The organism is Aurantimonas marianensis, assembly GCF_024195285.1.
In the GTDB taxonomy this organism is placed as follows: Bacteria; Pseudomonadota; Alphaproteobacteria; order Rhizobiales; family Rhizobiaceae; genus Aurantimonas; species Aurantimonas marianensis.
Map to the genome: position 1 here is coordinate 1 of NZ_JALHBS010000044.1, position 22,277 is coordinate 22,277.

Here is a 22,277-nt window from a genome sequence, read left to right on the forward strand (position 1 = left end):
CCTCGCAGGCTCCCGCGATCTTGATCGCTTCGCCGCTTGCTATTTCCTGACTCTCGCCATCGCCGACGGCAAGCGTCGCGCTGCCGTTTTCGGCCGAGATCGCCGACAGCCGCACCGTGCTGCCGCCGAAGATCGCCGCCTGACCGGGCAGGAGGATGGCCCCGGCCGCGCCGATCCGTTCGGCCAGCGCCGCCGGATCGCCGCCGGCTGTTGCCGCCGTCGCGCCGTTCTCGGAGGCTGCCGGCTGCTGCGTGCCGCTCGCGATCCGCTCTTCGAGGTTCTTCAATTGGGCGGCGATCTCGTCGAGCTTGCTCGCAGCGCCGCCGGCGGCCTGGCCGGCCTGCTGCTGGACGGCTTGCGTGATCGCGTCGGTGCGGCTTTGCAGTTCGCTGGTCAGTTGGTCGAAGCGCGACCCCAGCGCGGTGACCGCTTCCGTCGCGGCGCTGTCGCCGGTGTCTGCGGCCGGCTCGGCGAGGCGGGTGCTCAACGCCTCCACATCGGTCTGGATCCGACCGATCGGCGCCTGCAACTCCTCGATCTGTCCCGCCATGGTTTCGCTGGCTTCGTCGATATCGGGCGCCGCCCACCAGCCGATCAACAGGCCGACAAGGCCCGCGATCACGATCGGGATAAATCTCGAGCCGCCCATCATGTCCTCCCTCGGAACCATCGGCGAAATGCCGATAATTCAGAATAGGGTCGCGGGCCCCCGACCTGTCAATGCGTACAGGTGCCGTGGCGTCGGGCGGCGGCCGAGCTCGGCGGGGAGGAGCCCCCGCTAGGGACAGCCAGCGTCTTCTATGCTACCGAGCCGAAAATAGAGCGCCAGTGGGTCCATCCGGACAAACAAAGGACGCTCTGTCACTTTGGTTGAGCATCGGTATACGCCGAGACCGGATCTACTTTTCGGTCCGATGCTCTGGCCGCCGAGCGAGACCGCCATGCCGACCGAACTTTCCGTCAATCTCAACGCCGTCGCCATGCTCAGAAACCGACGCGATCTGCCCTGGCCGAGCGTGACCGGGCTGGGCCGGATCGCGCTCGAGGCCGGCGCGCACGGTCTCACCGTGCATCCGCGCCCGGACCAGCGGCATATCCGCTTTTCCGACCTGCCGGAGATCCGCCGGCTGATCGATACGGAATTCCCCGGCGCCGAGTTCAACATCGAGGGCTACCCGACGCCGGAGTTCCTCGAACTCGTTCGCGCGGCGCGGCCCGAACAGGTGACGCTGGTGCCCGACGATCCCTCCCAGCCGACCTCCGATCACGGCTGGGATTTCGTCGCCGAGGCGGCGTTCCTCAAGCCGATCGTCACGGCGTTGAAGGGCGAGGGCGCCCGCGTCTCGCTGTTCGCCGACCCGGAACCGGAAGCGATGACAGCTGCCGCCGCGACCGGCTGCGACCGCGTCGAACTCTATACCGGCCCTTATGGCGCGACCCATGGTGACGCGGACGCCGCGGCGCGCGAAATCGAGCGTCTCGGGCGTGCCGCCGACGCGGCGCTGGCGACGGGGCTCGGCATCAATGCCGGGCATGATCTGACCGTCGCCAACCTGCCGGCTTTGGTCGCGCGCATCCCCCATCTCGCCGAGGTCTCGATCGGGCACGGCCTCACCGCCGATGCGCTGGAACATGGCATGGCCGAGACCGTGCGACGGTTTCGCCGCGCCTGCGGGCAGTCGGTCTGATCGAACCGAGATGCTCGGGAGCACCGGGCTTCGACGGGGACTTTGCCGAAATCCGTTCAGGGACGGCTTGATCCCGGCCGCCATTGCCGCTAGGAGCCGTACCGTACGTTACGGTACGGCCGTTGGGCGAGCCGACACCAGACCAGACAGGAGCCGGCACGGGTGGAGACGAGCGAGGATCTCGACAGCGATGCGATGACGGCGCGCCAGCGCGACGTCCTCGATGCGGCACTCGGCCTCGTCGTCGCGGCGCGGCGGCCCTTGACCATGGCGGCCGTGGCGCGGGCGGCAAGCTGTTCGAAGGAAACGCTCTACAAATGGTTCGGCGACCGGGACGGGCTGTTGACCGCGACCGTCCGCTGGCAGGCGGCCAAGGTGCGCGGCGTTCCGGCCCGAACCGGGCGGGGCACGCGCGCGCAGCTACGCGCCGATCTCGCCCAGTTCGCCCGCGACTGGCTGACGGTGATCTCCGGCCCGACCTCGGTCGCGCTCAACCGGCTGGCGGTGGCCGAGGCCGGCTCCAAGACAGCCGATCTCGGGGCGATCGTCCTGAACAACGGTCCGTTTGCGATGGCCCGGCGGCTGAAGCCGGCGCTGGAGGCCGGGCGTGCGGCCGCTATCCTTGACTTCGACGATGTCGAAGCCGCCTTCCGGACCTTCTTCGGCTTGGTCGTGCGCGACGTCCAGATCCGGCTCCTGCTGGGCGAACCGCTCGCCTTGCGCCCAGCCGATATCGACCGCGACGCCAAGCGCGCCGCTGACCAGTTCTTCGCCCTTTACGGGGTGGACGAGAAACGGCCGATCATGGCCGAGGACATCAACTAGGAGGACACGACATGCGCGTCTATTACGATCGGGATGCCGATCTCAATCTCGTCAAATCGCGGAAGGTCGCGATCATCGGCTATGGCAGCCAGGGTCGCGCCCACGCGCTCAATCTGAAGGATTCCGGTGCCAAGGACGTCGCCGTCGCGCTGCGTCAGGGCTCGGCGACCGCCAAGAAGGCCGAGGCCGACGGCTTCAAGGTGATGAGCGTCGCCGAGGCCGCGGGCTGGGCCGACCTGATGATGATGGCGACCCCGGACGAACTGCAGGCCGACATCTACCGCGACGAGATCGCGCCTCACATCAGGGACGGCGCGGCGATCGCCTTCGCCCATGGCCTCAACGTCCATTTCGGCCTGATCGAGCCGAAGGATACCGTCGATGTCGTCATGATCGCGCCGAAAGGCCCCGGTCATACGGTGCGCGGCGAGTACCAGAAGGGCGGCGGCGTGCCGTGCCTCGTCGCGGTCCATCGCGACGCTTCCGGCAACGCCCTCGATCTGGCGCTGTCCTATGCCTGCGGTGTCGGCGGCGGCCGCTCCGGCATCATCGAGACAAATTTCAAGGAAGAGTGCGAGACCGATCTGTTCGGCGAGCAGGTGGTGTTGTGTGGTGGCCTGGTCGAACTGATCCGCGCCGGCTTCGAGACGCTGGTCGAGGCCGGCTATGCGCCGGAAATGGCCTATTTCGAGTGTCTGCACGAGGTCAAGCTGATCGTCGACCTCATTTATGAGGGCGGCATCGCCAACATGAACTATTCGATCTCGAACACGGCCGAATGGGGCGAATACGTCTCCGGCCCGCGCATCATCACAGCGGAGACCAAGGCCGAGATGAAGCGCGTGCTCCACGACATCCAGACCGGAAAATTCACCTCGGACTGGATGCAGGAATACCGCGCCGGCGGCGCCCGCTTCAAGGGCATCAGACGGATGAACGATGCCCACCAGATCGAGGAGGTCGGCGAGAAGCTGCGCGGCATGATGCCCTGGATCAAGTCGGGCGCGCTGGTCGACAAGGCCCGCAACTAGCTCCGCGGCCATCGCGCGGAACCGAAGATCCGACGGCCGGGCAGCGGAGGTTGCCCGGCCGTCGTCGTCGGGCGTCGCGAGAGCGCCGCTCCTGGCCGAGCGGCGACGGGCCCGCGATCGACAATGTCAAAAAAATCCAGCCGGCTTCAGTATTTGCAAAGGACTGGCTGGGATAATTCCGCTTCCAGATTATCCCGGAGGCCGTCATGGCAGCGCTCCCAGAACTCGAACCCGACGGATCGGAACGCCGCGTCGCCCAGCGCATGCGGACGCTCAAGCGTGCGAAAGTGATCTTCAACGACGGCTTCTCGACCTTCGACTGCATCGTGCGCAACCTTTCGGCGACCGGCGCGCTCTTGACCATCGACGAGGCAGCGCACCTGCCAAAGGCGTTCGAGATCCGCGTCGGAGAAGACCAGCATGTCCGTCCCGCTCGTCTCGTTTACCGACGCGCCATGTTCGCAGGCATCCGCTTTCTCGACATCCCGAAAGAACAGAATGAGGGCGGAAGCGCATCGCCGGACCATTCGGCGGATTCGAACGGTTCGAACACGAAGCTGCGCGACGACGCCCAGCCCGGCAGCATCAACCGGGTCGAGCCGGAAAGCCTGCCCCCGGCGCTGACTCGCCTGTTCGCCTGGTCCCGGGACAATCCCGCCTGATCGCGACGCGCTGGCCGCGGCGTCCGGCAACTCTCGAACAGCGCGGCGACGCCCGACAAACAGGGGTGGACACGGTCCCGGGCGCTCTCTATATAGCCGCTACCGAACGCCTCGGCGTCGTGGGTGATTAGCTCAGTTGGTAGAGCAGCTGACTCTTAATCAGCGGGTCGTAGGTTCGAACCCTACATCACCCACCAAATCTTTCCCCATCAGCCTGTATGATGTCGTCCCGATCGGCGGCGGGAATTGGTCAAACGGAGCAGCGGCGACATGACCAGCGACGACGTGCTTGCGATCTTTCGCGAGGCAGGAGCCTATCTCCAAGGCCACTTCATCCTCACCTCCGGCCTGCGCAGCCCGGTGTTTCTGCAGAAGGCCAGGGTGTTTATGCACCCTTCGCTGACCGAGCGCCTGTGCCGCGCGCTGGCCGAGCGAATTCGCGCCGACGTGGCGGGACAGATCGACTACGTCGTCGGGCCGGCGATCGGCGGGCTGATTCCGGCCTACGAGACATCACGCCATCTCAATGTGCCGGCCGTCTGGGTTGAGCGGGAAGACGGGGTCTTCAAGCTCCGCCGGTTCGAGGTGCCGCGCGACTCCCGCGTCGTGGTGGTGGAAGACATCGTCACGACCGGTCTGTCGATCCGCGAGACCATCGCGTGCCTAGAGGATCTGGGACTAGAGGTCGCGGCGGCGGCCTGCATCATCGATCGTTCCGCCGGTCAGGCGGATGTCGGCGTGCCGCTGATCGCGCTGGCCGAACATGCGGTCCCGGCCTATCCGGCCGATGCGCTGCCGCCCGAACTCGCCGCAATTCCGCCCGTCAAGCCCGGTAGCCGGACGCTCTGAATCGCGACCATGGCCGGCACTCCGCATCTCGTTTACGGAATCTCGTGGCCGCGTCCTATATAAGTGGTGGACCATGGCCGGCGTGCCGGCGAGACGAGGAATGCGACAGGCATGCTGTTCGGGCGACGCCATCCGGAAAAGTTTGGATCGAAGCTCCGCACGCTGCTTTGGCCGCGCCGCTCGTTCTCGCGCTCTTTCCGTTATCTGCAGAAGCGGGTTCTGCGGCTCAATGCGACGCCGCACGCCATCGCCGCCGGCTTCGCCGCGGGGGTCTTTTCATCCTTCACACCGTTCATCGGATTCCACTTCCTGCTCGCCTTCGCGCTGGCCTATCTGGTCGCCGGCAACATGGCGTCCGCGGCGCTCGGAACGGCGGTCGGCAACCCGGTGACGTTCCCTTTCATCTGGGGCGCGACCTATGAACTCGGGCAGTTCTTCCTCACGTCGCGGACGATCGACGGTACGGCCCCCTCGGGGATTGGCCGCGCCCTGACGCATATGGATTTGGCCTCGATCTGGACGCCGATCGTCAAGCCGATGCTCGTCGGCGGGATTCCCCTCGGCACCGCTGCCGGATTGCTGGCATACGGGTTGGTGTTCGCCGCGGCGCGCAGCTTTCAAAAACACCGCACCCGTCGCATTTTGGAGGGGCGGCCGCCGGCCAGATCACTTCGCGGCGCCGAGAAAGCTGCTTCCGCGGATGATGCGGAATACCAACGGAAGACGAGGTTTCGCGACGGCGAGGGTTCGGCTCAGCGCTCCGTCACCGCGGCGGGACACATGCCGGCATCCGACTAAGTTTAACGATCCGGTGCATTGCTCCGGTGAAAGCGAGCCGGTAGAAGGCGCCGAGCGGCGGTTCCGCGGCGCGAAACGGCAACGAAGGGCAGGGCATGGTCGACGAGGCCGAACGGGCGGAACAGGGCGGCGGCTTCGGCGAAACCGTCAAGGTCATCGTGCAGGCGCTGCTTCTGGCGCTGGTCATCCGCACGTTCCTGTTCCAGCCATTCTCGATTCCGTCCGGCTCGATGATGCCGACGCTGTTGGTGGGCGACTACCTCTTCGTGTCCAACTGGAGCTACGGCTTCTCGAAATATTCGATCCCGTTCTCGCCGCCGTTGTTCGAAGGGCGCTTGCTCGGCTCCGATCCGGATCGGGGCGATGTCGTCGTCTTCCGCAAGCCGGGCGAGGAGGATACCGACTATATCAAGCGGCTGATCGGTCTGCCCGGCGATCGCGTCCAGGTTCGCGATGGCGTGCTCTCCATCAACGGCAAGCCGGTTCAGCGCGAAGCGGTAGGCGAGTTCGTCGCCGACGATGGAACCACCGTGCCGCAATATCGCGAGACGCTGCCCAACGGCGCCTCCTATCTGACACTCGATCTCAGCCCGAGCTCGGCCGGCGACAACACCCGTGAATTCGTGGTGCCGGACGGGCATTATTTCATGATGGGCGACAACCGCGACAACTCGCTGGATAGCCGATTCGACGTCGGCTATGTTCCCTTCGAGAATCTGGTCGGCAAGGCGCAGGTGATCTTCTTCTCGATCCAGGACGATGTGTCGCCGCTCGAAATCTGGAAATGGCCGACGGATTTGCGCCCGAGCCGCATCCTGACATGGCTAAGCTGAAAGCCGACAAGTCGCTCGACGAGCTCGAACGCCGGCTCGGCATTCGATTTCGCGAACCTGCGCGGTTCGAGCGTGCGCTGACCCATTCGAGCCTGCGGCCCTCCGGTGGCAACGATCGCAGCTACGAACGGCTGGAATTTCTCGGCGATCGGGTGCTCGGCCTTGTGATCGCCGAAAAGCTGTTCGAAATGTTTCCCAAGGCCGACGAGGGCGAGCTGTCGTTGCGCCTGAATTCCTTAGTCAGCGCCGAGACCTGCGCCGAAATTGCCGATGAACTGGGGCTTTACGAATTCGTCCGTCATGGCGGCGATCTGAAGAAGCTGAAGGGCGAGCGGACGCGGAGCATTCGCGCGGACCTGGTCGAATCCTTGATCGCGGCGATCTATCTCGGCGAAGGGCTGGAGACGGCGCGCGGCTTCATCATCGCCCATTGGGCGGGGCGTCTCGACGATGCCGGGAGCGCCCGGCGCGATCCGAAGACGGCGCTGCAGGAATGGGCGCATACACGCGGGCCGGAAACGCCGCGCTACGACATCGTCGAACGGTCGGGTCCTGACCACGATCCGGTGTTCACCGTTCGCGTCACCGTCCCCGGTGTGGAATCGGCGGACGGGCAGGGACGTTCGAAGCGAATTGCCGAACAGGAGGCCGCCACCGCGGTCCTTATCCGCGAATCTGTCTGGAAGGACAACACGTGACCGACCAAGACGATCAGACCCGCGACAACGCGGGCGCGGCCGCGGGCGCTCTCGCGCCGACCCGATCGGGCTTCGTGGCGCTGCTCGGCGCGCCCAATGCCGGCAAGTCGACGCTGGTCAATCAGCTCGTCGGCACCAAGGTCTCGATCGTCACCCACAAGGTGCAGACGACGCGGGCGCTGGTGCGCGGCATCGCCATCCGCGACCGGACCCAGATCGTCTTCGTCGACACGCCGGGCGTTTTCGCGCCGAAGCGGCGGCTCGACCGGGCGATGGTGCGCACCGCCTGGTCCGGCGCCCGGGACGCCGACATCGTGCTCGCCATCATCGATGCCGACCGCGGTATCAGCGAGGACGTCGAGACGATCCTGGAGCGGCTGAAAACCGTCGACCAACCCAAGGTGCTGCTGCTCAACAAGGTCGATCGCATGAAGCGCGACCGGCTGCTGGGGCTGACCAGGGAGATTTCGGAACGCGGCGATTTCGACGAGATCTTCATGATCTCGGCGCTCAACGGCTCGGGCTGCGAGGATCTGATGAACTATCTGGCCCGCGCGCTGCCGGAAGGACCGTGGTATTATCCCGAAGACCAGATCACCGACCTGCCGCTGCGCCAGCTCGCCGCCGAGATCACCCGCGAAAAGCTCTTTCTGCGGCTGCATCAGGAATTGCCCTATTCGTCCCATGTCGAGACCGAATTATGGGAAGCGCGTAAGGATGGCTCGGTGCGCATCGAGCAGACGATCTATGTCGAGCGCGACAGCCAGAAGCGCATCGTCATCGGCCACAATGGCGAGACCATCAAGGCGATCGGCCAGGCGGCGCGCAAGGAGATCATGGAGGCGGCCGACCAGACGGTCCACCTGTTCCTGTTCGTCAAGGTGCGCGAGAACTGGGGCGACGATCCGGAGCGCTATCGCGAGATGGGGCTGACTTTCGAGAAATGACGATCGTCGGCGCCATCGCTGGACGATCGCGCCGCGCCGGATAGACTCACAACAAGAGCGATTCCGACGGGGACGGTTCGATGGTGGACGATACGGAACGGGACGTCGACGTCCTTGGAGACGCGATGCGGCCGGAGGGCACCGGCAATTTTCTCGTGGTGTTCGACGATGATGTCGATCTGGATGCGCGGGCGCGGGCGGTCGACCGGGCCTGCGGCGCCGCGTCGACGAACGGAGCGCCGGCCGTCTCGATGATGTTCTCGGCGTCCGACCGGACCACCGGCGCCGGCGAGCAGACGCGGGCGCGACTGTTCAGGCGTTTCGGTGTCGCCGTGATCGAGCCAGTGGCGGATACGCGGGTCGCCGCGATCCAGCGAGCTCTGAGGGAGGAGCAGGGGGTTCTGGAGGTCCGGCCGGAATATTATCTTTTTGCCCTGAACCCGTTCGGGGACACCGCCGAGTCCACCTGGGGTCTCAAGGCGACCGGCGCGGTCGATAGCCCCTTTACCGGAAAAGGCATCAAGGTCGCCGTCCTCGATACCGGTATCGACGCGGATCACCCGGATTTTCGGGAGCGCTCGATCATTTCGGAGAGCTTTGTCGCGGACGGAACCACGGACGATATTCAGGGCCATGGCACCCATTGCGCCGGGACTATCTTCGGGCCGCGCGCTCCCGGGCCCGGCCCCGTACCGGGATATGGCTGTGCTCCCGACGCGACGCTCTACGTCGGGAAGGTCCTCAACAATTCCGGATTTGCGCCCGAGGGAGCCGTCTTCGAGGGAATGGAATGGGCGCTGGACGCGGGTTGCGACATCGTCTCCATGTCGTTGGGGCGGTCGGTCAGGCGTGGTGAAGCGCCATCCGCGATCTACGAACGGATCGCCGCCTCGGCCCTGGCGGAGGGGTGCCTGTTCATCGCTGCGGCGGGCAACGACAGTGCCCGCGCCTCGGGGCGAATCGCGCCGGTGTCGGAGCCGGCAAATACGCCGTCCATCATGGCGGTCGCGGCGGTCGACGAGACTTTGGGCGTCGCCGACTTTTCCAACGGGGGGATCAACCCCGATGGTGGTTCGGTCGATATCGCCGCCCCTGGGGTCGGTGTCTTTTCGTCTGCCCCGGCCCCGCGCTTCTACAGGATGCTGCAGGGCACCAGCATGGCGTGTCCACACGTTGCCGGCATCGCGGCGCTTTGGGCGGAATCGGATCCGACCCTGCGGGGCAGGCCCTTGTGGGATGCTCTCGTGGCCAATGCGACGGCGCTGCCGGGGTTGGAGCGGGACGTGGGAGTCGGGATCGTTCAGGCGCCGGGTGTCGCTGAAAGCAGAATCGCCTGAGGTCGCGGTCAGGGGGAACCTTACCGGCTCGTCATGCCGCCATCCTTGCTCATATATGCTATAAGGCGCCCCAACGGCCGCTGACAGAATGGCTGGCATCCCATGGAGATGTAAATGTCGGGCATGAAGCTGACGGTCACAGTCGACGCTCAGCATGTGAGTGTAACGGACCAGATCGCCGAGACCCTGTCGCAACGGGGGTTCAAGGTGGAGCGTGTTTCCCGGCGCGGGGGCGCCATCTTCGGATCGGCGGAAGCGAGCGTCGCGCAGCAGCTTCGCAGTGTCGAGGGCGTGCAGGACGTGCAGCCCGAGCGCGGCTACCAGCTTCCTCCGATGACCGATCTGGTCCCGCAATAACCAACGATCGGCAGAGTTTTTCGATGGCCCGGTCCGCAGGCCGCAGCTGATGGAATGGCGTGAGGAAGCGATCGTGCTGGGCGTGCGCCGGCACGGCGAGACCAGCGTCATCGCCGAGGTGATGACTCGCGAGCGTGGCCGCCATCTCGGTTTGGTGCGCGGTGGGCGCTCGCGCAAGCAGCAACCGGTGCTCCAACCCGGCAATTCCGTCGCTATCCACTGGCGCGCTCGCCTCGACGAGCACATGGGCGCCTTCCTCATCGAACCGCTTGAACTGCGGGCCGCGCGGCTGATGGAAAACGGCATCGGCCTCAACGGCGTGCAGCTCGTCGCGGCGCATCTGCGCCTGCTCGCCGAGCGCGACCCGCATGCGCGCCTTTACGATGGGCTGGCGGTGATCGTCGATCATCTGGACGAGCCCGACAAGGCGGCGGAACTGATGCTGCGCTTCGAGATCGCGCTCCTGGAAGAACTCGGCTTCGGCCTCGATCTGGAGCGTTGCGCGGCCACCGGCCGACGCGACGATCTCGTCTATGTCTCGCCGAAGAGCGGCCGCGCGGTCAGCCGGGAGGCCGGCGAGCCGTGGCGCGACAAGCTGTTGCCGCTTCCCGCTTTCCTCATCGAAAGCGACACGGCCTGCGACCCGCGAAGCCTCGTCGACGGTTTCCGCATGACCGGCTATTTCCTCTCGCGGCATGTGTTCGAGCCGCGCGGCCTCGCCGAGCCGCTCTCCCGCGCCGGGTTCCTGGCCGCGATTGAGAAGATCCGCGCCCGAGCAAGCGCCTGATCGAACTTCAGGCCGGCTGCAGAGAGCGCTGCACCGGCGCCTCGCGGATCGGCCAATGCAAGACCGCCGCGATCAGGCCAAGCATGACGCCGAGCCACCAGACCGGATCATAGGAGCCCATCGCGACATAGAGATAGCCGCCGAGCCAGACGCCGAGAAACGAGCCGATCTGGTGCGACAGGAAGACCAGCCCGCCGAGTAGTCCGAGATAGCGGGTGCCGAACATGATCGCCACGAGCGCGTTGGTCGGCGGCACCGTGGACAACCACAACAAGCCCATTACCGTGGCGAAGACGACGACTGTCGCCGGCGTTTGCGGAATAAGCAGAAAGAGGGTCACGGCGATCGAGCGGCCGATATAGATCAGCGCGAGGAAATGCGGCTTGGAATAGCGCTGGCCGATGAGGCCGGAGCCGATCGAGCCGATGATGTTGAAGAAGCCGATCAGGGCGAGCGCGGTCACCGCCCAGACCGGCGCCATGCCGAGATCGGCGATATAGGCCGGAAAATGCGCGGTGATGAAGGCGACCTGGAAACCGCAGACGAAGAAGCCGGTGGTAAGGAGGACGTAGCTCTTGGTCGCGAAAGCCTCGCGCAGCGCCGCTCCCATGGTCTGCTCCACCTCCGCCCCAAGGTTGCCGGAGGTGCGGCTGTTGCCGCGCAGGGCGTAGGCGAGCAGCGGTACCAGCAGCATCATGGCCGACAGGATGAGCAGCGAGTCGGACCAGCCATAGCTGTCGATCAGCGCCTGGCTCAGCGGCGCGAAGAGGAACATGCCGGCCGAGCCCGCCGCGGTGCCGAGTCCGAAAACGAAGGAGCGCTGCTCGGCCGACACGCGCCGGGCGAAGGCCGCCAGCACGATGCCGAAGGAGCCGGCGGCGACGCCCAATCCGACGAGGACGCCGGAGCCGATGGTCAGCCAGAAGGGCGTCGGCGCGACCGCCGTGATGCCAAGGCCGACGGCATAGAGCAGACCCGACAATATCAGCACGCGGGCGGTGCCGAACCGGTCGGCGATGGCGCCGAAGATCGGCTGCCCGGCGCCCCAGAACAGGTTCTGGATGGCGATCGCGATGGCGAAGTCCTCGCGGCTCCAGCCATGCTCGGCGAGCATCGGGATCTGGAAGAAGCCGATCGCCGAGCGCGGGCCGAAGGTCAACAGCGCGATGGCGCAACCGGCGGCGATCGCAATCCACGGGGTTGTCCCGACTCTTGCGGTCGATGTCGCGCTCATGGTCGGGTCTCCGGTTCCGCTGCACGAGCGTTAGCATCCGGATCGAGCTTGAGGAAACGCGTTTCGGTGATCGGTGCGATCACCGCGGGGAATGGGGACACACCTTTCGTTTCCATGGTTCGGGGGCTTGGAGCCTTTCCCCAGCCTCCCAGTGTCGCTAAAAGGTGCGCGATAGCCGGGGAGGGGCGCTTGCAGTTGTTCGAACGGATCGCGCCGCTACGTGCCGCGCTCAAGGCGCACCGTCTCGCCGGCGAGACGATCGGCGTCGTGCCGACCATGGGCTATCTGCACGCCGGGCATCTGAAATTGGTCGAACGGGCGGTGGCCGAGAGTGACCGGGTCGTCGTCACCATCTTCGTCAACCCGACCCAGTTCGGCCCGAACGAGGATCTCGACGCCTATCCCCGCGATCTCGAAAGCGATTTGAGGCAGCTTGGCGGCCTGCCGGTCGACCATGTGTTCGCGCCGCCCGTCGATGAGATGTATGGCCGTCCGATGCAGGCCTTCGTGGAGGTGAAGCCGCTCGGCGACATTTTGATCGGCGAAGCACGCCCCGGCCATTTCCGGGGCGTTGCGACCGTCGTGACCAAGCTGTTCAACATCGTCCAGCCAGACCGGGCCTATTTCGGCGAGAAGGACTATCAGCAACTGACGATCATCCGGCGGATGGTCGCCGATCTGGAAATGCCGATCGAGATCGTCGCCGTGCCGACGGTGCGCGAAGCCGACGGCCTCGCCATGTCGTCGCGCAATGTGCGGCTTTCGCCGTCGGATCGCGCCGCCGCGACCGTTCTCGCGCGGGCACTCGACAAGGGTGAGCGGCTGGTCGCCGGCGGCGAGCGGGACGCGGGCCTGATCCTTGCCAGCACACGGGCCGTCATCGAGGCCGAGCCCCGCGCCGATTTGCGGTCCCTCGACCTTCGTGACGCCGCGACGCTGGATGCTGTCGAGCGGATCGGCGCGCGGCCGGTGGTGCTGCTGGTCACGGCACGGTTCGGCGATGTGCTTTTGATCGACCAGCGTGTGGCCGCGTCCGATGGCGGGTCCACCCGAACGGGAGAAGACACATGAGTTCGCCGATCCGCACGACTCGCCTGACGGCGCCGGCCCTCCGTTCTCGCAAGGGCGCTACGCCCATCGTCGCCATCACCGCCTACAACACCATCATGGCACGGCTCGTCGACCCGCATGTGGACTGCATCCTCGTCGGCGACAGCCTGGCGATGGTCGAGCATGGCATGGGGTCGACACTCGGCGCGTCGCTGGAACTGATGATCGCCCATGGGCGGGCGGTGATGGCCGGAGCGTCCAAGGCACTCGTCGTCGTCGACATGCCGTTCGGCAGTTATGAGGCGAGCCCGGCGGACGCGTTCCGCGCGGCCGCGCGATTGATGGCAGACACCGGCTGCGGGGCGGTGAAACTCGAAGGCGGCACCGGCATGGCCGAGACGATCGAATTTCTGGCCGAGCGCGGGATTCCGGTGATGGCCCATGTCGGGCTGACACCGCAGTCGATGAACGCCCTCGGTGGCTTTCGCACGCAGGGACATGACGAAGCCGGGCGCGACCGGATTTTGGCCGATGCGCGGGCGGTCTGCGATGCGGGGGCCTTCTCCGTCGTGCTGGAAGGCATCGTCGAGCCCTTGGCCGAGGCGATCACGCGGGATATCGCCGCGCCGACCATAGGGATCGGGGCGGCGGCGGCCTGCGACGGGCAGATCCTCGTGCTGGAGGACATGCTGGGTCTCACCGAGAAAGCGCCGCGCTTCGTCAAGCGCTACGCGGCGCTTGGCGAGGCTGTGGATCGGGCGGTCTCCAACTATGCCGACGAGGTGCGGGCCCGGGACTTTCCCGGGCCGGAGCATGTGTATCGGCCGCGAGCTTGAGGCAGGCAGTTCCTCCGCGACCTCCGGCGATAATGCCGAGGGCCTGTCGTTAAAGCGCCAGGGGCAGAACGAAGGGCGTTCCCGAAAACGCATCCTCGCCGCGACCGATCGCATGGATCGCCGCGACCATGCGGCCGCCGCGCTCGAGCTTTTCGTCGGCCAGCGCGACAAGCCGCCGGTTGGGCGTGGCGGAGGGGGCGCGCCGCCGCAGCTCTTGCGCCAGCGCGGCGTCCTCGAGGTCTGGATTGATCGCCAGCGCCAGGATGAAGGCGGCGGCGGTGGAGCGGCTGATTCCGGCCCAGCAGTGGATCGCCAGCGGCTTTTCGCGGTCCCAGCGGCGGCCGAACAAGAGCAATTCGTCGATATGGTCCACGGAGGGAGCGATCATGCCGTCCATGGGTTCGGCGATGTCGTTGAATCCGAGAAACAGATGGCGCTCGGCGGCGATCGCCGTGGGGCGCGGCACCGCCGTATCGGCATTGATCAGCGTCACGAGATCGAGCGCGCCATGCTGGGCGACGGTGGCGGGCAGCTCGGCGAGGGAAGAGACCACGAGATAGGACATGCGCTTACATTATGGGGCGCCCGCGTGTTCTGTCATCCCCGTTTGACCGCTTTGCCGACCGCTGCCATTGACGTTGCCACGTCGGCGTCGAGTTCGGCGAAGCGCTGAAGGAAGGCCGCTTCCGTCGCCGCCGTGGCCACCGGCGCGAAATCTTGCGGGTCGAGAGGCGATGGACCAGGCTTGCCGAAGAACGCCGCCGCTTCGTGCTCGTCGAAGCCGGCTAGCAGTGTCGCCTCGTAATAGGCCGAGAAGCGGTCGGCCGCCTTGATCGCCTTCTCGACCGGGGCGGGAAGCCTCGCCGGCAACCCGAAGCGCAGATGCACAGCGGCCTGGAGCCGCTTTTCGACCAGCTTGTAGTCGCCGCCCATGACGCTCTTGAACGGTGAGATCATGTCGCCGATGACATATTCCGGCCCGTCATGCAGGAGCGCGGCGAGCCGCCATCGCGGGTCGCTCTCCGTCCGCGCGACGATCGTTTCGACGATCAGCGAATGCTGCGCCACCGAGAAGGCGTGATCGCCGCGCGTCTGGCCGTTCCAGCGCGCGACCCGGGCAAGGCCATGGGCGATGTCCTCGATCTCGACGTCGAGCGGCGAGGGGTCGAGCAGATCGAGCCGGCGGCCCGACAGCATGCGCTGCCAGACCCGCTTCGGCCTGGACCCGACGCGGCTCATTCGTCGGTCCCGGAGGCGGCCTGGTTCGGCTCGGGCAGGGAAAAGCCCGCCCAGGGCGGAATCGTCGCGGTCAACGGCACGCCGTCCGAAGACAGCGTCTCGCCTCTCGCCACCATGTCCGCCAGCCGGTCGATCCGCACGAAGCCGAATCCGTCCGTGCCGGTCGTCGCCAGCACCGTTCCGATCGCCTTGCCGCCAGCCTCGATATTGGCGCCGGGGGTCAGATGCCGTTCGCCGGACAAAAGCATCAGCCGTCGCCGCGCGGTGCCGCGATGCTGCATGCGCGAGACCACCTCCTGGCCGACGAAACAGCCCTTCTTGAAGGAGACGCCGCCATTTTGATCGAGCAGTACGTCGTGGGGAAAGACATCGGAGCCGGGATAGTCGGTCTCCGCCTCGGCGATGCCGGAACGTACCCGCAACGCGCGGTAGTCGGCCGGGTCAGCGGCTTCGATCCCGGCGGGGGGGTCGCCATAGAGACGCCCGACGTCTCCGTCCGGGAACCGCCGGTCGACGAGAAGGCCGGCGACCTGCTCGGTGTTCTCTTGCCAGACGGCAAGAACCGGAATCTCGTCGATCGCGATCGCCACCTTGCTGCGCAGCCGGTAGAGGGTGAGCCGCTTCTTCAGATCGGTCGCGGCCGACGCGGCGCAATCGAGGCGGTAGCCGCCCTCGATGCGTCCGATCAGAAACTCGAACAGCACCTTGCCCTGCGGCGTCAACAGCGCCGAGGGCCGCATCTCCGCCCCGCCGAGCTGGTCGAGGTCGGCGGTGACCAGCGTCTGGAGGAAATGATCGGCGTCGTCACCGGTGACGGCGAGGACGGTCCGCTCCGGCAATTGGGCGTAGGGCATGGGCGGCTCGCTTGTGTGATCCAGCTCGGTTACGTAAGCCGGACACGGCAGAGGGACAAGCACGGGATAGCAACGATGGGCACGACCGCGACGACCTACGACACGGTGCTGAAGGGCGGCTCGGTCGTCAATCAGGACGGCGCCGGCATCCGCGATATCGGCATCGTCGGCGAACGGATCGCCGCGATCGGGACGATCGATCCGGCATCGGCCGGGACGGTGATCGATTGTACCGGCCTGCATGTGCTGCCGGGCGTCATCGACAGCCAGGTGCATTTTCGCGAACCCGGCGCCGAGCACAAGGAAGACCTCGAAACCGGGTCGCGCGCCGCCGTTCTCGGTGGCGTCACCTGCGTCTTCGAAATGCCGAACACCCATCCGCTGACCACCAGCGAGGCGGCGCTGGCCGACAAGCTGCGTCGCGGTCGCCACCGGATGCATTGCGATTTCGCCTTCTGGGTCGGCGGCACGCGCGAGAACGCGGCGGAGGTCGCGGAACTCGAGCGGCTGCCAGGCGCAGCGGGCATCAAGGTGTTCATGGGCTCATCGACCGGCTCGCTGCTGGTCGAGGACGACGACGGCGTCCGCGAAATCCTCAAACGTACGCGCCGGCGCGCCGCCTTTCATTCCGAGGACGAGTTCCGCCTGCGCGAGCGGGCGGCGCTCAGGGTCGAGAACGATCCCGCCTCGCATCCGGTCTGGCGCGACGAGATCGCGGCGCTCAAATGCACCGAGCGGCTGGTGCGGATCGCCGAGGAGGAGGGCGCCCGCATCCATGTCCTGCACATCTCGACCGCCGAGGAGATCGTCTTCCTCGCCGGGCACAAGCGCAACGTCACCTGCGAGGCGACGCCGCATCATCTGACGATGACGGCGGACGATTATGCCCGCCTCGGCACCAAGCTGCAGATGAACCCGCCGGTGCGCGAGGCGCGCCACCGCGACGGCATCTGGCGGGGTATCGCCGACGGCGTCGTCGACGTTCTCGGCTCGGACCACGCGCCACACACGCTGGAGGAAAAGGCCAAGCCCTATCCGCAGTCGCCCTCGGGCATGACCGGGGTCCAGACGCTGGTGCCGATCATGCTCGATCACGTCGCCAATGGCCGGCTGTCGCTCGCCCGCTTCGTCGACCTCACCTCGGCCGGGCCGCAGCGCATTTTCGGCATCGCCAACAAGGGGCGGATCGCGCTCGGCTACGACGCCGATTTCACCGTCGTCGATCTGAAGCGTCAGGCGACGATCACCGATGCATGGATCGGCTCGCGGGCGCAATGGACGCCCTATGACGGCAAGCAGGTCGCAGGCTGGCCGGTCGGCACGATGATCAGAGGCCGGCGTGTCATGTGGGATGGCGATTTGGTCGAGAGCGCAACCGGCGAGCCGGTGGAATTCCTGGAAGCTTTACCGGTGCGGCGATAGACGCGGCGCGCTTCGGGCGGGGCGTCGACGGCCGCCTGCACGACGTCTCAGTCGCCGGCGACGAAGAAACTCAGCCGTCCCTCCGGCGAAATGCCGAGGCGGTAGAAATTATAGGCGCCGAACTCCTTCATTTGCTCATAGTCGCCGGCCGTGACGAGCTCGAACAGTTCGACCAATTGCGGCTTCGACAGGCTATCGATGGCGACCTGGGTAAAATACGGCCAGACATAGATTTCGTCGTCGGCGCCCGGTTCGACGCGGACGTGGCCGGCCTCGAGCAGCTCTCGAAGGATGGCCAGGATTTCCAGTCCTTGGCCATCGCCTGACGTCTGTTTCAAGAATTCGATCGGATCGCCGGCGACATCGCCGAAGGACAGAACCGTCCCGTCTTCGCCGGATTCGATATAGGGGCGCAATTTCTCGATCTCCCCGGCCTTGGCGATCGCGATGAGTTTTTCGCGAAGGTAGCGCACCGGCGCGGGCAGTCCGTCATCACCATAGGCGATCTCGGTGGCGAGCGGGACCGCCAGCTCCATCCCGCCGCGGGCGGACGGGGGATGCGACTCGTCGCCGATGCCGCTCTCGGGTTCCTCGGCGGGCGGCAAGGGCGTTTCGCCGTCGTCGGTTCGCCCGGGCCCGTCGTCGTTCTGGCCGTCGTCGTCGGCCGGCGGCGCGGGCCTGTTCGCGCCGGCGTCAGCGGAGGGCAACGGCGGTAGCGGGACGGCGAGGATCCCTTCCTTGGAATCCGATCTGCCCTCGGTCGGCTCGATCTGGGAAAAGGCCAGAGCATTCGCCGCGGTAAGCAGGGCCACGCCAAACGCGGCGGCGCTGATGACAAGGTTCGCGCGGCGCATCAGCTTGGCAAAACTCTCACTGCTTTGAACGTGTGCCGGGACGCCGGCACGACAAAACGGTCGGGATGACCCCGCGCGCCTATTGGATGGTCCGGTTCGGTCGGAACTCGCCGAATTCGATTCGCTGCCGCAACGCCTCGACCATGCCCAGGACGTCGTCCTCGCCATGCAGACGGACAAGCTCGGTCAGTGCGGTCGTGATGGCGGTTTCCGCCAGGATTTCGGCCTCGATCCCGTCCGAGATGCCGTCGGCCCAGGCTTCGTTGTGATATTCGAACGCGACTTGCTTCTTTTCGGCCTGGATCATCTCGTCCAGCTCGGCGCCCTGCAAATCGATCATTGCGATCCCCTCAATTCCAGCCTTTCGGCTTCACGTCCCGTTAACGTCCTAACACGATCCCGTTGCAAAAATCGAAACCGTTTTCGGGAACGTTAATCCGAGGTTAATTTCCGTACCTAGCGCCAATCTCGCGTGCGAGCGTCGCCCCCTCGCCCTGATAGCGATTGACCGCGACGCGAGCGGCCGGCGTACAACTGCGGTAGGTCGATTCGAACGCGCGGTAGCCGCTGTTGAAACTCGCCACCAGATGTCTCCTGTCGGCGTCGTTGGGCGCTTGTGCCTCGATCAGTTCCCGCATCTTCTCCCGCCACACGGCGGCCTGTGGATCGCCGCAAAGCGTCCGCAGGAAATGCATCGACCCGAGAATCGAAGCGAGCCGGTTCAACGACTTCATGTAGGGCGCGTCGCTCGGCACCACCGCCGCCGGAGTTTCCTCCGCGTTCACGACACCTTCTTCCTGTGCCGGCGTCTCGGCTGTCTGTGCGTGCAGGTCAGTGCCGCCGACGAAACCCGAAAAGATCGCCGCGACGGCGATGGCCGAGAAAGAAACACGCAGACGCATCAGAAAGCTTTCGACCTTCGTTAACGGATTTGCAAGGCATGGCCCCGTTATCCGGCCCTTATCCGGCGACATGCGCCATTCTGGCAACAGCCAGGGCGCGGATTCTCGAAAATTTCGGGGAAGGCGGTCCGCGCGAGCCGCATCTCAACGCCGCGAAATGCGCGCCGCGCCGGCCTCGACGATGTGACGGAGGCCGGGCGTCGTTCGACCGTCGGCATCCGCGGCGGCTATCTCGGCCAGGGACATGAGATGCAGCGCGGCGGCGTCATCAGCCGCTTGCGGCACCGCTTCATCATCGAGGCGGCCGCAGAAGACGGCGATCACCGCGTGAAATGCTGCGTCGATCACCTCGTGCAGGCGCAGGAACACCAACGGTCCGGCGACGACCCCGGTTTCCTCCGCCAGCTCGCGCTGTGCCGCGGCGTCGAGGCGCTCGCCCCACATCACCTTGCCGCCCGGCAGGCTCAGGCGGCCGGCGAAGGGCGGTTGCCCGCGTTCAACGAGGAGAACGCGATCCTGGCCGATCAGGCAGACCGAAACGCCGAGAAGCGGGCGGGCGGGGGCATTATCCATGGATGCTCAATGCGATCCTCTTTCATTGCCGTGGGCGCTGCTTGACACCGATCGGCCGCTCCGGCTCAACAGTGCCATGTGCGGACGCTTTACCCTGACAGCATCACCGGAGACGATGGCCGAAATGCTCGCTCTCGCCGAGATCGAGCCGTTTCCGCCACGCTACAATATCGCGCCGACCCAGCCCATCCTGCTGGTCATCGGCGGGCAGGCGGATCGGCCGGAGGCGAATTCGCCGGACCGGACGGCGGTTCTGGCGCGCTGGGGGTTTATCCCGTCCTGGGTGAAGGAATGGCGGAGCTTTCCGCTGCTGTTCAACGCCCGGGCCGAGACGGCGGCCGAGAAGAATTCCTTTCGCGCCGCGATGCGACACCGCCGCTGCCTGATCCCCGCCAGCGGATTCTACGAGTGGCGGCGGCGGGAGAAGGCGAAATCCGAGGCCTATTTCCTGCGTCCCGGCGATGGCTTGCCCTTCTGCTTCGCGGGGGTGATGGAAACCTGGCTCGGCGCCGACGGCAGCGAGGTCGACACCGCCGCGATCCTGACCACGGCCGCCAATCGGCGAATCGCGCCGATCCACGAGCGGATGCCGGTCGTCGTGAATCCGTCCGATCACGCGCGCTGGCTGAACTGCCGCGAAAACGATCCGGCCTCCATCGCCGATGTGCTTAACGCCGCCAACGACGATTTCTTCGACCCGGTGCGCGTCACGGACCGCGTCAACGCCGTGGCGAATACCGATCCGGACATTCAGCGCCCGATCGCCGGGGCCGAATCGCTTCCAACCGAGGACGATGAATTGGGCGAGGACCAACCGAGACTGCTTTGAGGGCTTTCCCCGGCACCCGCGTCCAGCGAGACGGGCGAGCATGACGGGCCTTCTGCCGGCGGCCCTCGGCGGCTTTGCGCTCGGGCTCGGCCTGATTGTGGCGATCGGCGCCCAGAACGCCTTTGTTCTCGAACGCGGCCTGGTGCGCAATCACGTGCTCGCCGTGGTGCTCGTCTGCAGCCTTTCGGATGCCCTGTTGATCGCCGCCGGCGTCGCCGGGCTCGGCAACCTGATCACCGGCGCCCCGGGTGCGGTCCGGTTCGTCACCTTCGCCGGCGCCGCCTTTCTATATGCCTATGCGTTCCTGGCCCTGCGCCGTGCCTTCGACCGCAATGCCCTGGCGGTGCGGGGCGGCCGGCTCATGAGCCGGCAAGCCGCTCTCGCCACGGTACTCGCGCTGACGTTTCTCAACCCGCATGTCTATCTGGATACGGTGGTTTTGCTGGGGAGCCTGTCGGCGCGCTACGGGACGGGGGCGGAGAAAGCCGCCTATGCCGGCGGCGCTATGGCCGCCTCGCTCGTCTGGTTCGCTGCGCTCGGCTACGGCGCACGATTGCTGGCGCCGCTGTTTCGCAAACCCGCCGCATGGCGGGTTCTCGATCTTTGTATCGCCGCCGTGATGGCGGCGCTCGCCACCGGCCTTTTAGTAAGCGGCGGCTGAATCGTCGGTTGGCGCCCTCGCGACCGTCTTGTGGTTCTCTTTCCCCTTGCAACAACCGTGGCTGGCGGCGGCGATCGCGGGAATCCCGATTTGGCGGTAGTTGCGCTCCAGATCAACCTCGCGTTCGCGATCGGTCTTGGAGCGGAATTGGATTGTTTCGGTCTTCATGGTGTAGATCCGTGGCTTGTTTGGACAGCTACCGGACACTCCGATTGTGCCAGTTTCAAGGGCGATGACTCAGACGAATCAGCCTTTGTATCCCTTGCGCTGCTTCGGGTCGTACAGTTGCAATCCCGCGACAACGCCGTAGTTCCGAAAAGGCACGAATTTTCCCGGAATCGGGCAGGACGCGGTCGATCGTTGCGCTGATTCGCCCCGGCCGTCACGCTGCATGTCAGCCTGTCAGACAACGTGTTCCGCTCTGGTCGGGCGCAGGCGGTTTGTCAGCCGCCGAATTTGGCGTTAGCGAGAGCGCGGCAATGACGAGCGCGACGGGGACGACGCATGGATGACGGGTTTCGCGGGCTGAAGCTCTGGAACACGATGACGCGGACGAAGGAGGAGTTCCGGCCGCTGGACTGGCGCGATCCGGCGAAGGCCGAGGCGGACCGGCGCGTGCGTCTCTATGTCTGCGGGCCGACCGTCTACGACTACGCCCATATCGGCAACGCCCGGCCGGTCATCGTCTTCGACGTGCTCTACCGCCTGCTGCGCCACCTGTACGGCGAGGATCACGTCACCTATGTCCGCAACATCACCGACGTCGACGACAAGATCAACGCGCGGGCGGCGCGTGACTATCCGGACCTGCCGCTGAACGAGGCGATCGCCAAGGTCACGCAGGCGACGGCGGAGCAGTATCACGCCGACGTCGCCGCTCTCGGCTGCCTTCCGCCGACCCACGAGCCGCGCGCGACCGAGTTCGTCACCGGCCGCGCCGACGGCCACGACATGGTGTCGATGATCCGGACGCTGATCGACAAGGGCAACGCCTACGAGGCCGACGGCGAG

26 protein-coding genes, 1 tRNA gene and 2 pseudogenes are annotated in these 22,277 nt (G+C 66.1%); 19 read left to right on the top strand and 10 right to left on the bottom strand.

Going from position 1 to position 22,277, the window contains the following annotated elements; genetic code table 11:
- Positions 1-649, bottom strand: a 649-nt coding sequence (locus tag MJ956_RS08085) for a hypothetical protein (protein WP_253963973.1), incomplete at its 3' end; no start/stop codon positions are given.
- A 292-nt stretch (positions 650-941) separates the two neighbouring features.
- Here MJ956_RS08085 and MJ956_RS08090 point away from each other — a divergent pair.
- From MJ956_RS08090 to recO, 13 genes and pseudogenes are all read left to right on the top strand, one after another.
- Positions 942-1,688 (top strand): pyridoxine 5'-phosphate synthase, encoded by a 747-nt coding sequence (locus tag MJ956_RS08090; protein WP_253963974.1) that lies wholly within the window; start codon positions 942-944, stop codon positions 1,686-1,688.
- 195 nt (positions 1,689-1,883) lie between these two features.
- On the top strand, positions 1,884-2,513 hold the full coding sequence (locus tag MJ956_RS08095; protein WP_253963997.1) for a TetR/AcrR family transcriptional regulator C-terminal domain-containing protein: 630 nt from the start codon (positions 1,884-1,886) through the stop codon (positions 2,511-2,513).
- A gap of 11 nt (positions 2,514-2,524) precedes the next feature.
- Entirely contained in the window at positions 2,525-3,544 is a 1,020-nt protein-coding gene (gene ilvC, locus MJ956_RS08100; protein ID WP_253963975.1) for a ketol-acid reductoisomerase, read from the top strand.
- Positions 3,545-3,750: 206 nt separating this feature from the next.
- The gene (locus tag MJ956_RS08105; RefSeq protein WP_253963976.1) at positions 3,751-4,206 is read left to right on the top strand and encodes a PilZ domain-containing protein; all 456 of its coding nucleotides are present in this window, start codon (positions 3,751-3,753) and stop codon (positions 4,204-4,206) included.
- 121 nt (positions 4,207-4,327) lie between these two features.
- Positions 4,328-4,403, top strand: a tRNA-Lys gene (locus MJ956_RS08110).
- A 73-nt stretch (positions 4,404-4,476) separates the two neighbouring features.
- Complete coding sequence (pyrE, locus tag MJ956_RS08115) at positions 4,477-5,055, top strand: orotate phosphoribosyltransferase (RefSeq protein WP_253963977.1); 579 nt, start codon at positions 4,477-4,479, stop codon at positions 5,053-5,055.
- Positions 5,056-5,166: 111 nt separating this feature from the next.
- Positions 5,167-5,703: pseudogene (locus MJ956_RS08120) on the top strand (DUF2062 domain-containing protein); the annotation flags it as partial.
- 245 nt (positions 5,704-5,948) lie between these two features.
- Complete coding sequence (gene lepB / locus MJ956_RS08125; protein WP_253963978.1) at positions 5,949-6,686, top strand: signal peptidase I; 738 nt, start codon at positions 5,949-5,951, stop codon at positions 6,684-6,686.
- A complete protein-coding gene (gene rnc / locus MJ956_RS08130) occupies positions 6,674-7,384 on the top strand; it encodes a ribonuclease III (RefSeq protein ID WP_253963979.1) in 711 nt (236 codons plus the stop codon). Before lepB ends, rnc begins: the two co-directional genes overlap by 13 nt.
- Positions 7,381-8,331 (top strand): GTPase Era, encoded by a 951-nt coding sequence (gene era, locus MJ956_RS08135; RefSeq protein ID WP_253963980.1) that lies wholly within the window; start codon positions 7,381-7,383, stop codon positions 8,329-8,331. Before rnc ends, era begins: the two co-directional genes overlap by 4 nt.
- 80 nt (positions 8,332-8,411) lie before the next feature.
- A complete protein-coding gene (locus MJ956_RS08140; protein ID WP_253963981.1) occupies positions 8,412-9,668 on the top strand; it encodes a S8 family serine peptidase in 1,257 nt (418 codons plus the stop codon).
- A gap of 114 nt (positions 9,669-9,782) precedes the next feature.
- Positions 9,783-10,025, top strand: coding sequence for a hypothetical protein (locus tag MJ956_RS08145; protein ID WP_253963982.1), 243 nt, complete (start codon positions 9,783-9,785; stop codon positions 10,023-10,025).
- 49 nt (positions 10,026-10,074) lie between these two features.
- The gene (recO, locus tag MJ956_RS08150; RefSeq protein ID WP_253963983.1) at positions 10,075-10,812 is read left to right on the top strand and encodes a DNA repair protein RecO; all 738 of its coding nucleotides are present in this window, start codon (positions 10,075-10,077) and stop codon (positions 10,810-10,812) included.
- Between the two features lie 7 nt (positions 10,813-10,819).
- Here the strand turns inward: recO and MJ956_RS08155 are convergent, their stop codons facing one another.
- The gene (locus tag MJ956_RS08155; protein WP_253963984.1) at positions 10,820-12,046 is read right to left on the bottom strand and encodes an MFS transporter; all 1,227 of its coding nucleotides are present in this window, start codon (positions 12,044-12,046) and stop codon (positions 10,820-10,822) included.
- Positions 12,047-12,235: 189 nt separating this feature from the next.
- Here MJ956_RS08155 and panC point away from each other — a divergent pair, with 189 nt between their 5' ends.
- Together panC and panB are read left to right on the top strand one after the other, a co-directional pair.
- Positions 12,236-13,117, top strand: coding sequence for a pantoate--beta-alanine ligase (gene panC, locus MJ956_RS08160; protein WP_253963985.1), 882 nt, complete (start codon positions 12,236-12,238; stop codon positions 13,115-13,117).
- Entirely contained in the window at positions 13,114-13,932 is an 819-nt protein-coding gene (panB, locus tag MJ956_RS08165) for a 3-methyl-2-oxobutanoate hydroxymethyltransferase (protein ID WP_253963986.1), read from the top strand. Before panC ends, panB begins: the two co-directional genes overlap by 4 nt.
- 49 nt (positions 13,933-13,981) lie before the next feature.
- Here panB and MJ956_RS08170 read toward each other — a convergent pair whose 3' ends face one another.
- From MJ956_RS08170 to ygfZ, 3 genes are read right to left on the bottom strand one after another with little or no spacing between them, the layout of a single operon-like run.
- The gene (locus tag MJ956_RS08170) at positions 13,982-14,497 is read right to left on the bottom strand and encodes a tyrosine phosphatase family protein (protein ID WP_253963987.1); all 516 of its coding nucleotides are present in this window, start codon (positions 14,495-14,497) and stop codon (positions 13,982-13,984) included.
- 32 nt (positions 14,498-14,529) lie between these two features.
- Complete coding sequence (locus tag MJ956_RS08175) at positions 14,530-15,171, bottom strand: HD domain-containing protein (protein WP_253963988.1); 642 nt, start codon at positions 15,169-15,171, stop codon at positions 14,530-14,532.
- Positions 15,168-16,025 (bottom strand): CAF17-like 4Fe-4S cluster assembly/insertion protein YgfZ, encoded by an 858-nt coding sequence (ygfZ, locus tag MJ956_RS08180; RefSeq protein WP_253963989.1) that lies wholly within the window; start codon positions 16,023-16,025, stop codon positions 15,168-15,170. The genes MJ956_RS08175 and ygfZ overlap by 4 nt, the downstream gene beginning before the upstream one ends.
- A 75-nt stretch (positions 16,026-16,100) precedes the next feature.
- Here ygfZ and MJ956_RS08185 point away from each other — a divergent pair, with 75 nt between their 5' ends.
- Positions 16,101-17,447 (top strand): dihydroorotase, encoded by a 1,347-nt coding sequence (locus MJ956_RS08185; RefSeq protein ID WP_253963990.1) that lies wholly within the window; start codon positions 16,101-16,103, stop codon positions 17,445-17,447.
- A 47-nt stretch (positions 17,448-17,494) separates the two neighbouring features.
- On the opposite strand, the gene MJ956_RS08190 is transcribed toward MJ956_RS08185, so the two are convergent.
- The 4 genes from MJ956_RS08190 to MJ956_RS08205 form a co-directional block, all read right to left on the bottom strand.
- The gene (locus tag MJ956_RS08190; protein WP_253963991.1) at positions 17,495-18,301 is read right to left on the bottom strand and encodes a hypothetical protein; all 807 of its coding nucleotides are present in this window, start codon (positions 18,299-18,301) and stop codon (positions 17,495-17,497) included.
- Positions 18,302-18,380: 79 nt separating this feature from the next.
- Entirely contained in the window at positions 18,381-18,641 is a 261-nt protein-coding gene (locus MJ956_RS08195; RefSeq protein ID WP_206453373.1) for a hypothetical protein, read from the bottom strand.
- 103 nt (positions 18,642-18,744) lie between these two features.
- Positions 18,745-19,203: a TIGR02301 family protein gene (locus tag MJ956_RS08200; protein ID WP_253963992.1), complete on the bottom strand. Its 459-nt coding sequence runs from the start codon at positions 19,201-19,203 to the stop codon at positions 18,745-18,747.
- Between the two features lie 144 nt (positions 19,204-19,347).
- Positions 19,348-19,776: an NUDIX domain-containing protein gene (locus tag MJ956_RS08205; RefSeq protein WP_253963993.1), complete on the bottom strand. Its 429-nt coding sequence runs from the start codon at positions 19,774-19,776 to the stop codon at positions 19,348-19,350.
- Positions 19,777-19,852: 76 nt separating this feature from the next.
- On the opposite strand from MJ956_RS08205, the gene MJ956_RS08210 reads away from it, so the two are divergent.
- Both MJ956_RS08210 and MJ956_RS08215 read left to right on the top strand, forming a co-directional pair.
- A complete protein-coding gene (locus MJ956_RS08210; RefSeq protein WP_256477782.1) occupies positions 19,853-20,605 on the top strand; it encodes an SOS response-associated peptidase in 753 nt (250 codons plus the stop codon).
- Positions 20,606-20,645: 40 nt separating this feature from the next.
- Complete coding sequence (locus tag MJ956_RS08215; protein WP_253963995.1) at positions 20,646-21,266, top strand: LysE/ArgO family amino acid transporter; 621 nt, start codon at positions 20,646-20,648, stop codon at positions 21,264-21,266.
- Here the strand turns inward: MJ956_RS08215 and MJ956_RS08220 are convergent.
- Positions 21,249-21,434, bottom strand: a complete 186-nt coding sequence (locus tag MJ956_RS08220) for a hypothetical protein (RefSeq protein ID WP_253963996.1) — start codon at positions 21,432-21,434, stop codon at positions 21,249-21,251. The two genes, MJ956_RS08215 and MJ956_RS08220, sit on opposite strands and share 18 nt — an antisense overlap.
- A 336-nt stretch (positions 21,435-21,770) precedes the next feature.
- Between MJ956_RS08220 and MJ956_RS08225 the strand changes: the two are divergent.
- Positions 21,771-22,277: pseudogene (locus tag MJ956_RS08225) on the top strand (cysteine--tRNA ligase); the annotation flags it as partial.

Coding starts and splice junctions, on each gene's coding strand:
- MJ956_RS08090 (WP_253963974.1), top strand. CDS start 942: ATGCCGACCGAACTTTCCGTCAATCTCAACGCCGTCGCCATGCTCAGA.
- MJ956_RS08095 (WP_253963997.1), top strand. CDS start 1,884: ATGACGGCGCGCCAGCGCGACGTCCTCGATGCGGCACTCGGCCTCGTC.
- ilvC (WP_253963975.1), top strand. CDS start 2,525: ATGCGCGTCTATTACGATCGGGATGCCGATCTCAATCTCGTCAAATCG.
- MJ956_RS08105 (WP_253963976.1), top strand. CDS start 3,751: ATGGCAGCGCTCCCAGAACTCGAACCCGACGGATCGGAACGCCGCGTC.
- pyrE (WP_253963977.1), top strand. CDS start 4,477: ATGACCAGCGACGACGTGCTTGCGATCTTTCGCGAGGCAGGAGCCTAT.
- lepB (WP_253963978.1), top strand. CDS start 5,949: ATGGTCGACGAGGCCGAACGGGCGGAACAGGGCGGCGGCTTCGGCGAA.
- rnc (WP_253963979.1), top strand. CDS start 6,674: ATGGCTAAGCTGAAAGCCGACAAGTCGCTCGACGAGCTCGAACGCCGG.
- MJ956_RS08140 (WP_253963981.1), top strand. CDS start 8,412: ATGGTGGACGATACGGAACGGGACGTCGACGTCCTTGGAGACGCGATG.
- MJ956_RS08145 (WP_253963982.1), top strand. CDS start 9,783: ATGTCGGGCATGAAGCTGACGGTCACAGTCGACGCTCAGCATGTGAGT.
- recO (WP_253963983.1), top strand. CDS start 10,075: ATGGAATGGCGTGAGGAAGCGATCGTGCTGGGCGTGCGCCGGCACGGC.
- MJ956_RS08155 (WP_253963984.1), bottom strand. CDS start 12,046: ATGAGCGCGACATCGACCGCAAGAGTCGGGACAACCCCGTGGATTGCG.
- panB (WP_253963986.1), top strand. CDS start 13,114: ATGAGTTCGCCGATCCGCACGACTCGCCTGACGGCGCCGGCCCTCCGT.
- MJ956_RS08170 (WP_253963987.1), bottom strand. CDS start 14,497: ATGTCCTATCTCGTGGTCTCTTCCCTCGCCGAGCTGCCCGCCACCGTC.
- MJ956_RS08175 (WP_253963988.1), bottom strand. CDS start 15,171: ATGAGCCGCGTCGGGTCCAGGCCGAAGCGGGTCTGGCAGCGCATGCTG.
- ygfZ (WP_253963989.1), bottom strand. CDS start 16,025: ATGCCCTACGCCCAATTGCCGGAGCGGACCGTCCTCGCCGTCACCGGT.
- MJ956_RS08185 (WP_253963990.1), top strand. CDS start 16,101: ATGGGCACGACCGCGACGACCTACGACACGGTGCTGAAGGGCGGCTCG.
- MJ956_RS08190 (WP_253963991.1), bottom strand. CDS start 18,301: ATGCGCCGCGCGAACCTTGTCATCAGCGCCGCCGCGTTTGGCGTGGCC.
- MJ956_RS08195 (WP_206453373.1), bottom strand. CDS start 18,641: ATGATCGATTTGCAGGGCGCCGAGCTGGACGAGATGATCCAGGCCGAA.
- MJ956_RS08200 (WP_253963992.1), bottom strand. CDS start 19,203: ATGCGTCTGCGTGTTTCTTTCTCGGCCATCGCCGTCGCGGCGATCTTT.
- MJ956_RS08205 (WP_253963993.1), bottom strand. CDS start 19,776: ATGGATAATGCCCCCGCCCGCCCGCTTCTCGGCGTTTCGGTCTGCCTG.
- MJ956_RS08210 (WP_256477782.1), top strand. CDS start 19,853: ATGTGCGGACGCTTTACCCTGACAGCATCACCGGAGACGATGGCCGAA.
- MJ956_RS08215 (WP_253963995.1), top strand. CDS start 20,646: ATGACGGGCCTTCTGCCGGCGGCCCTCGGCGGCTTTGCGCTCGGGCTC.
- MJ956_RS08220 (WP_253963996.1), bottom strand. CDS start 21,434: ATGAAGACCGAAACAATCCAATTCCGCTCCAAGACCGATCGCGAACGC.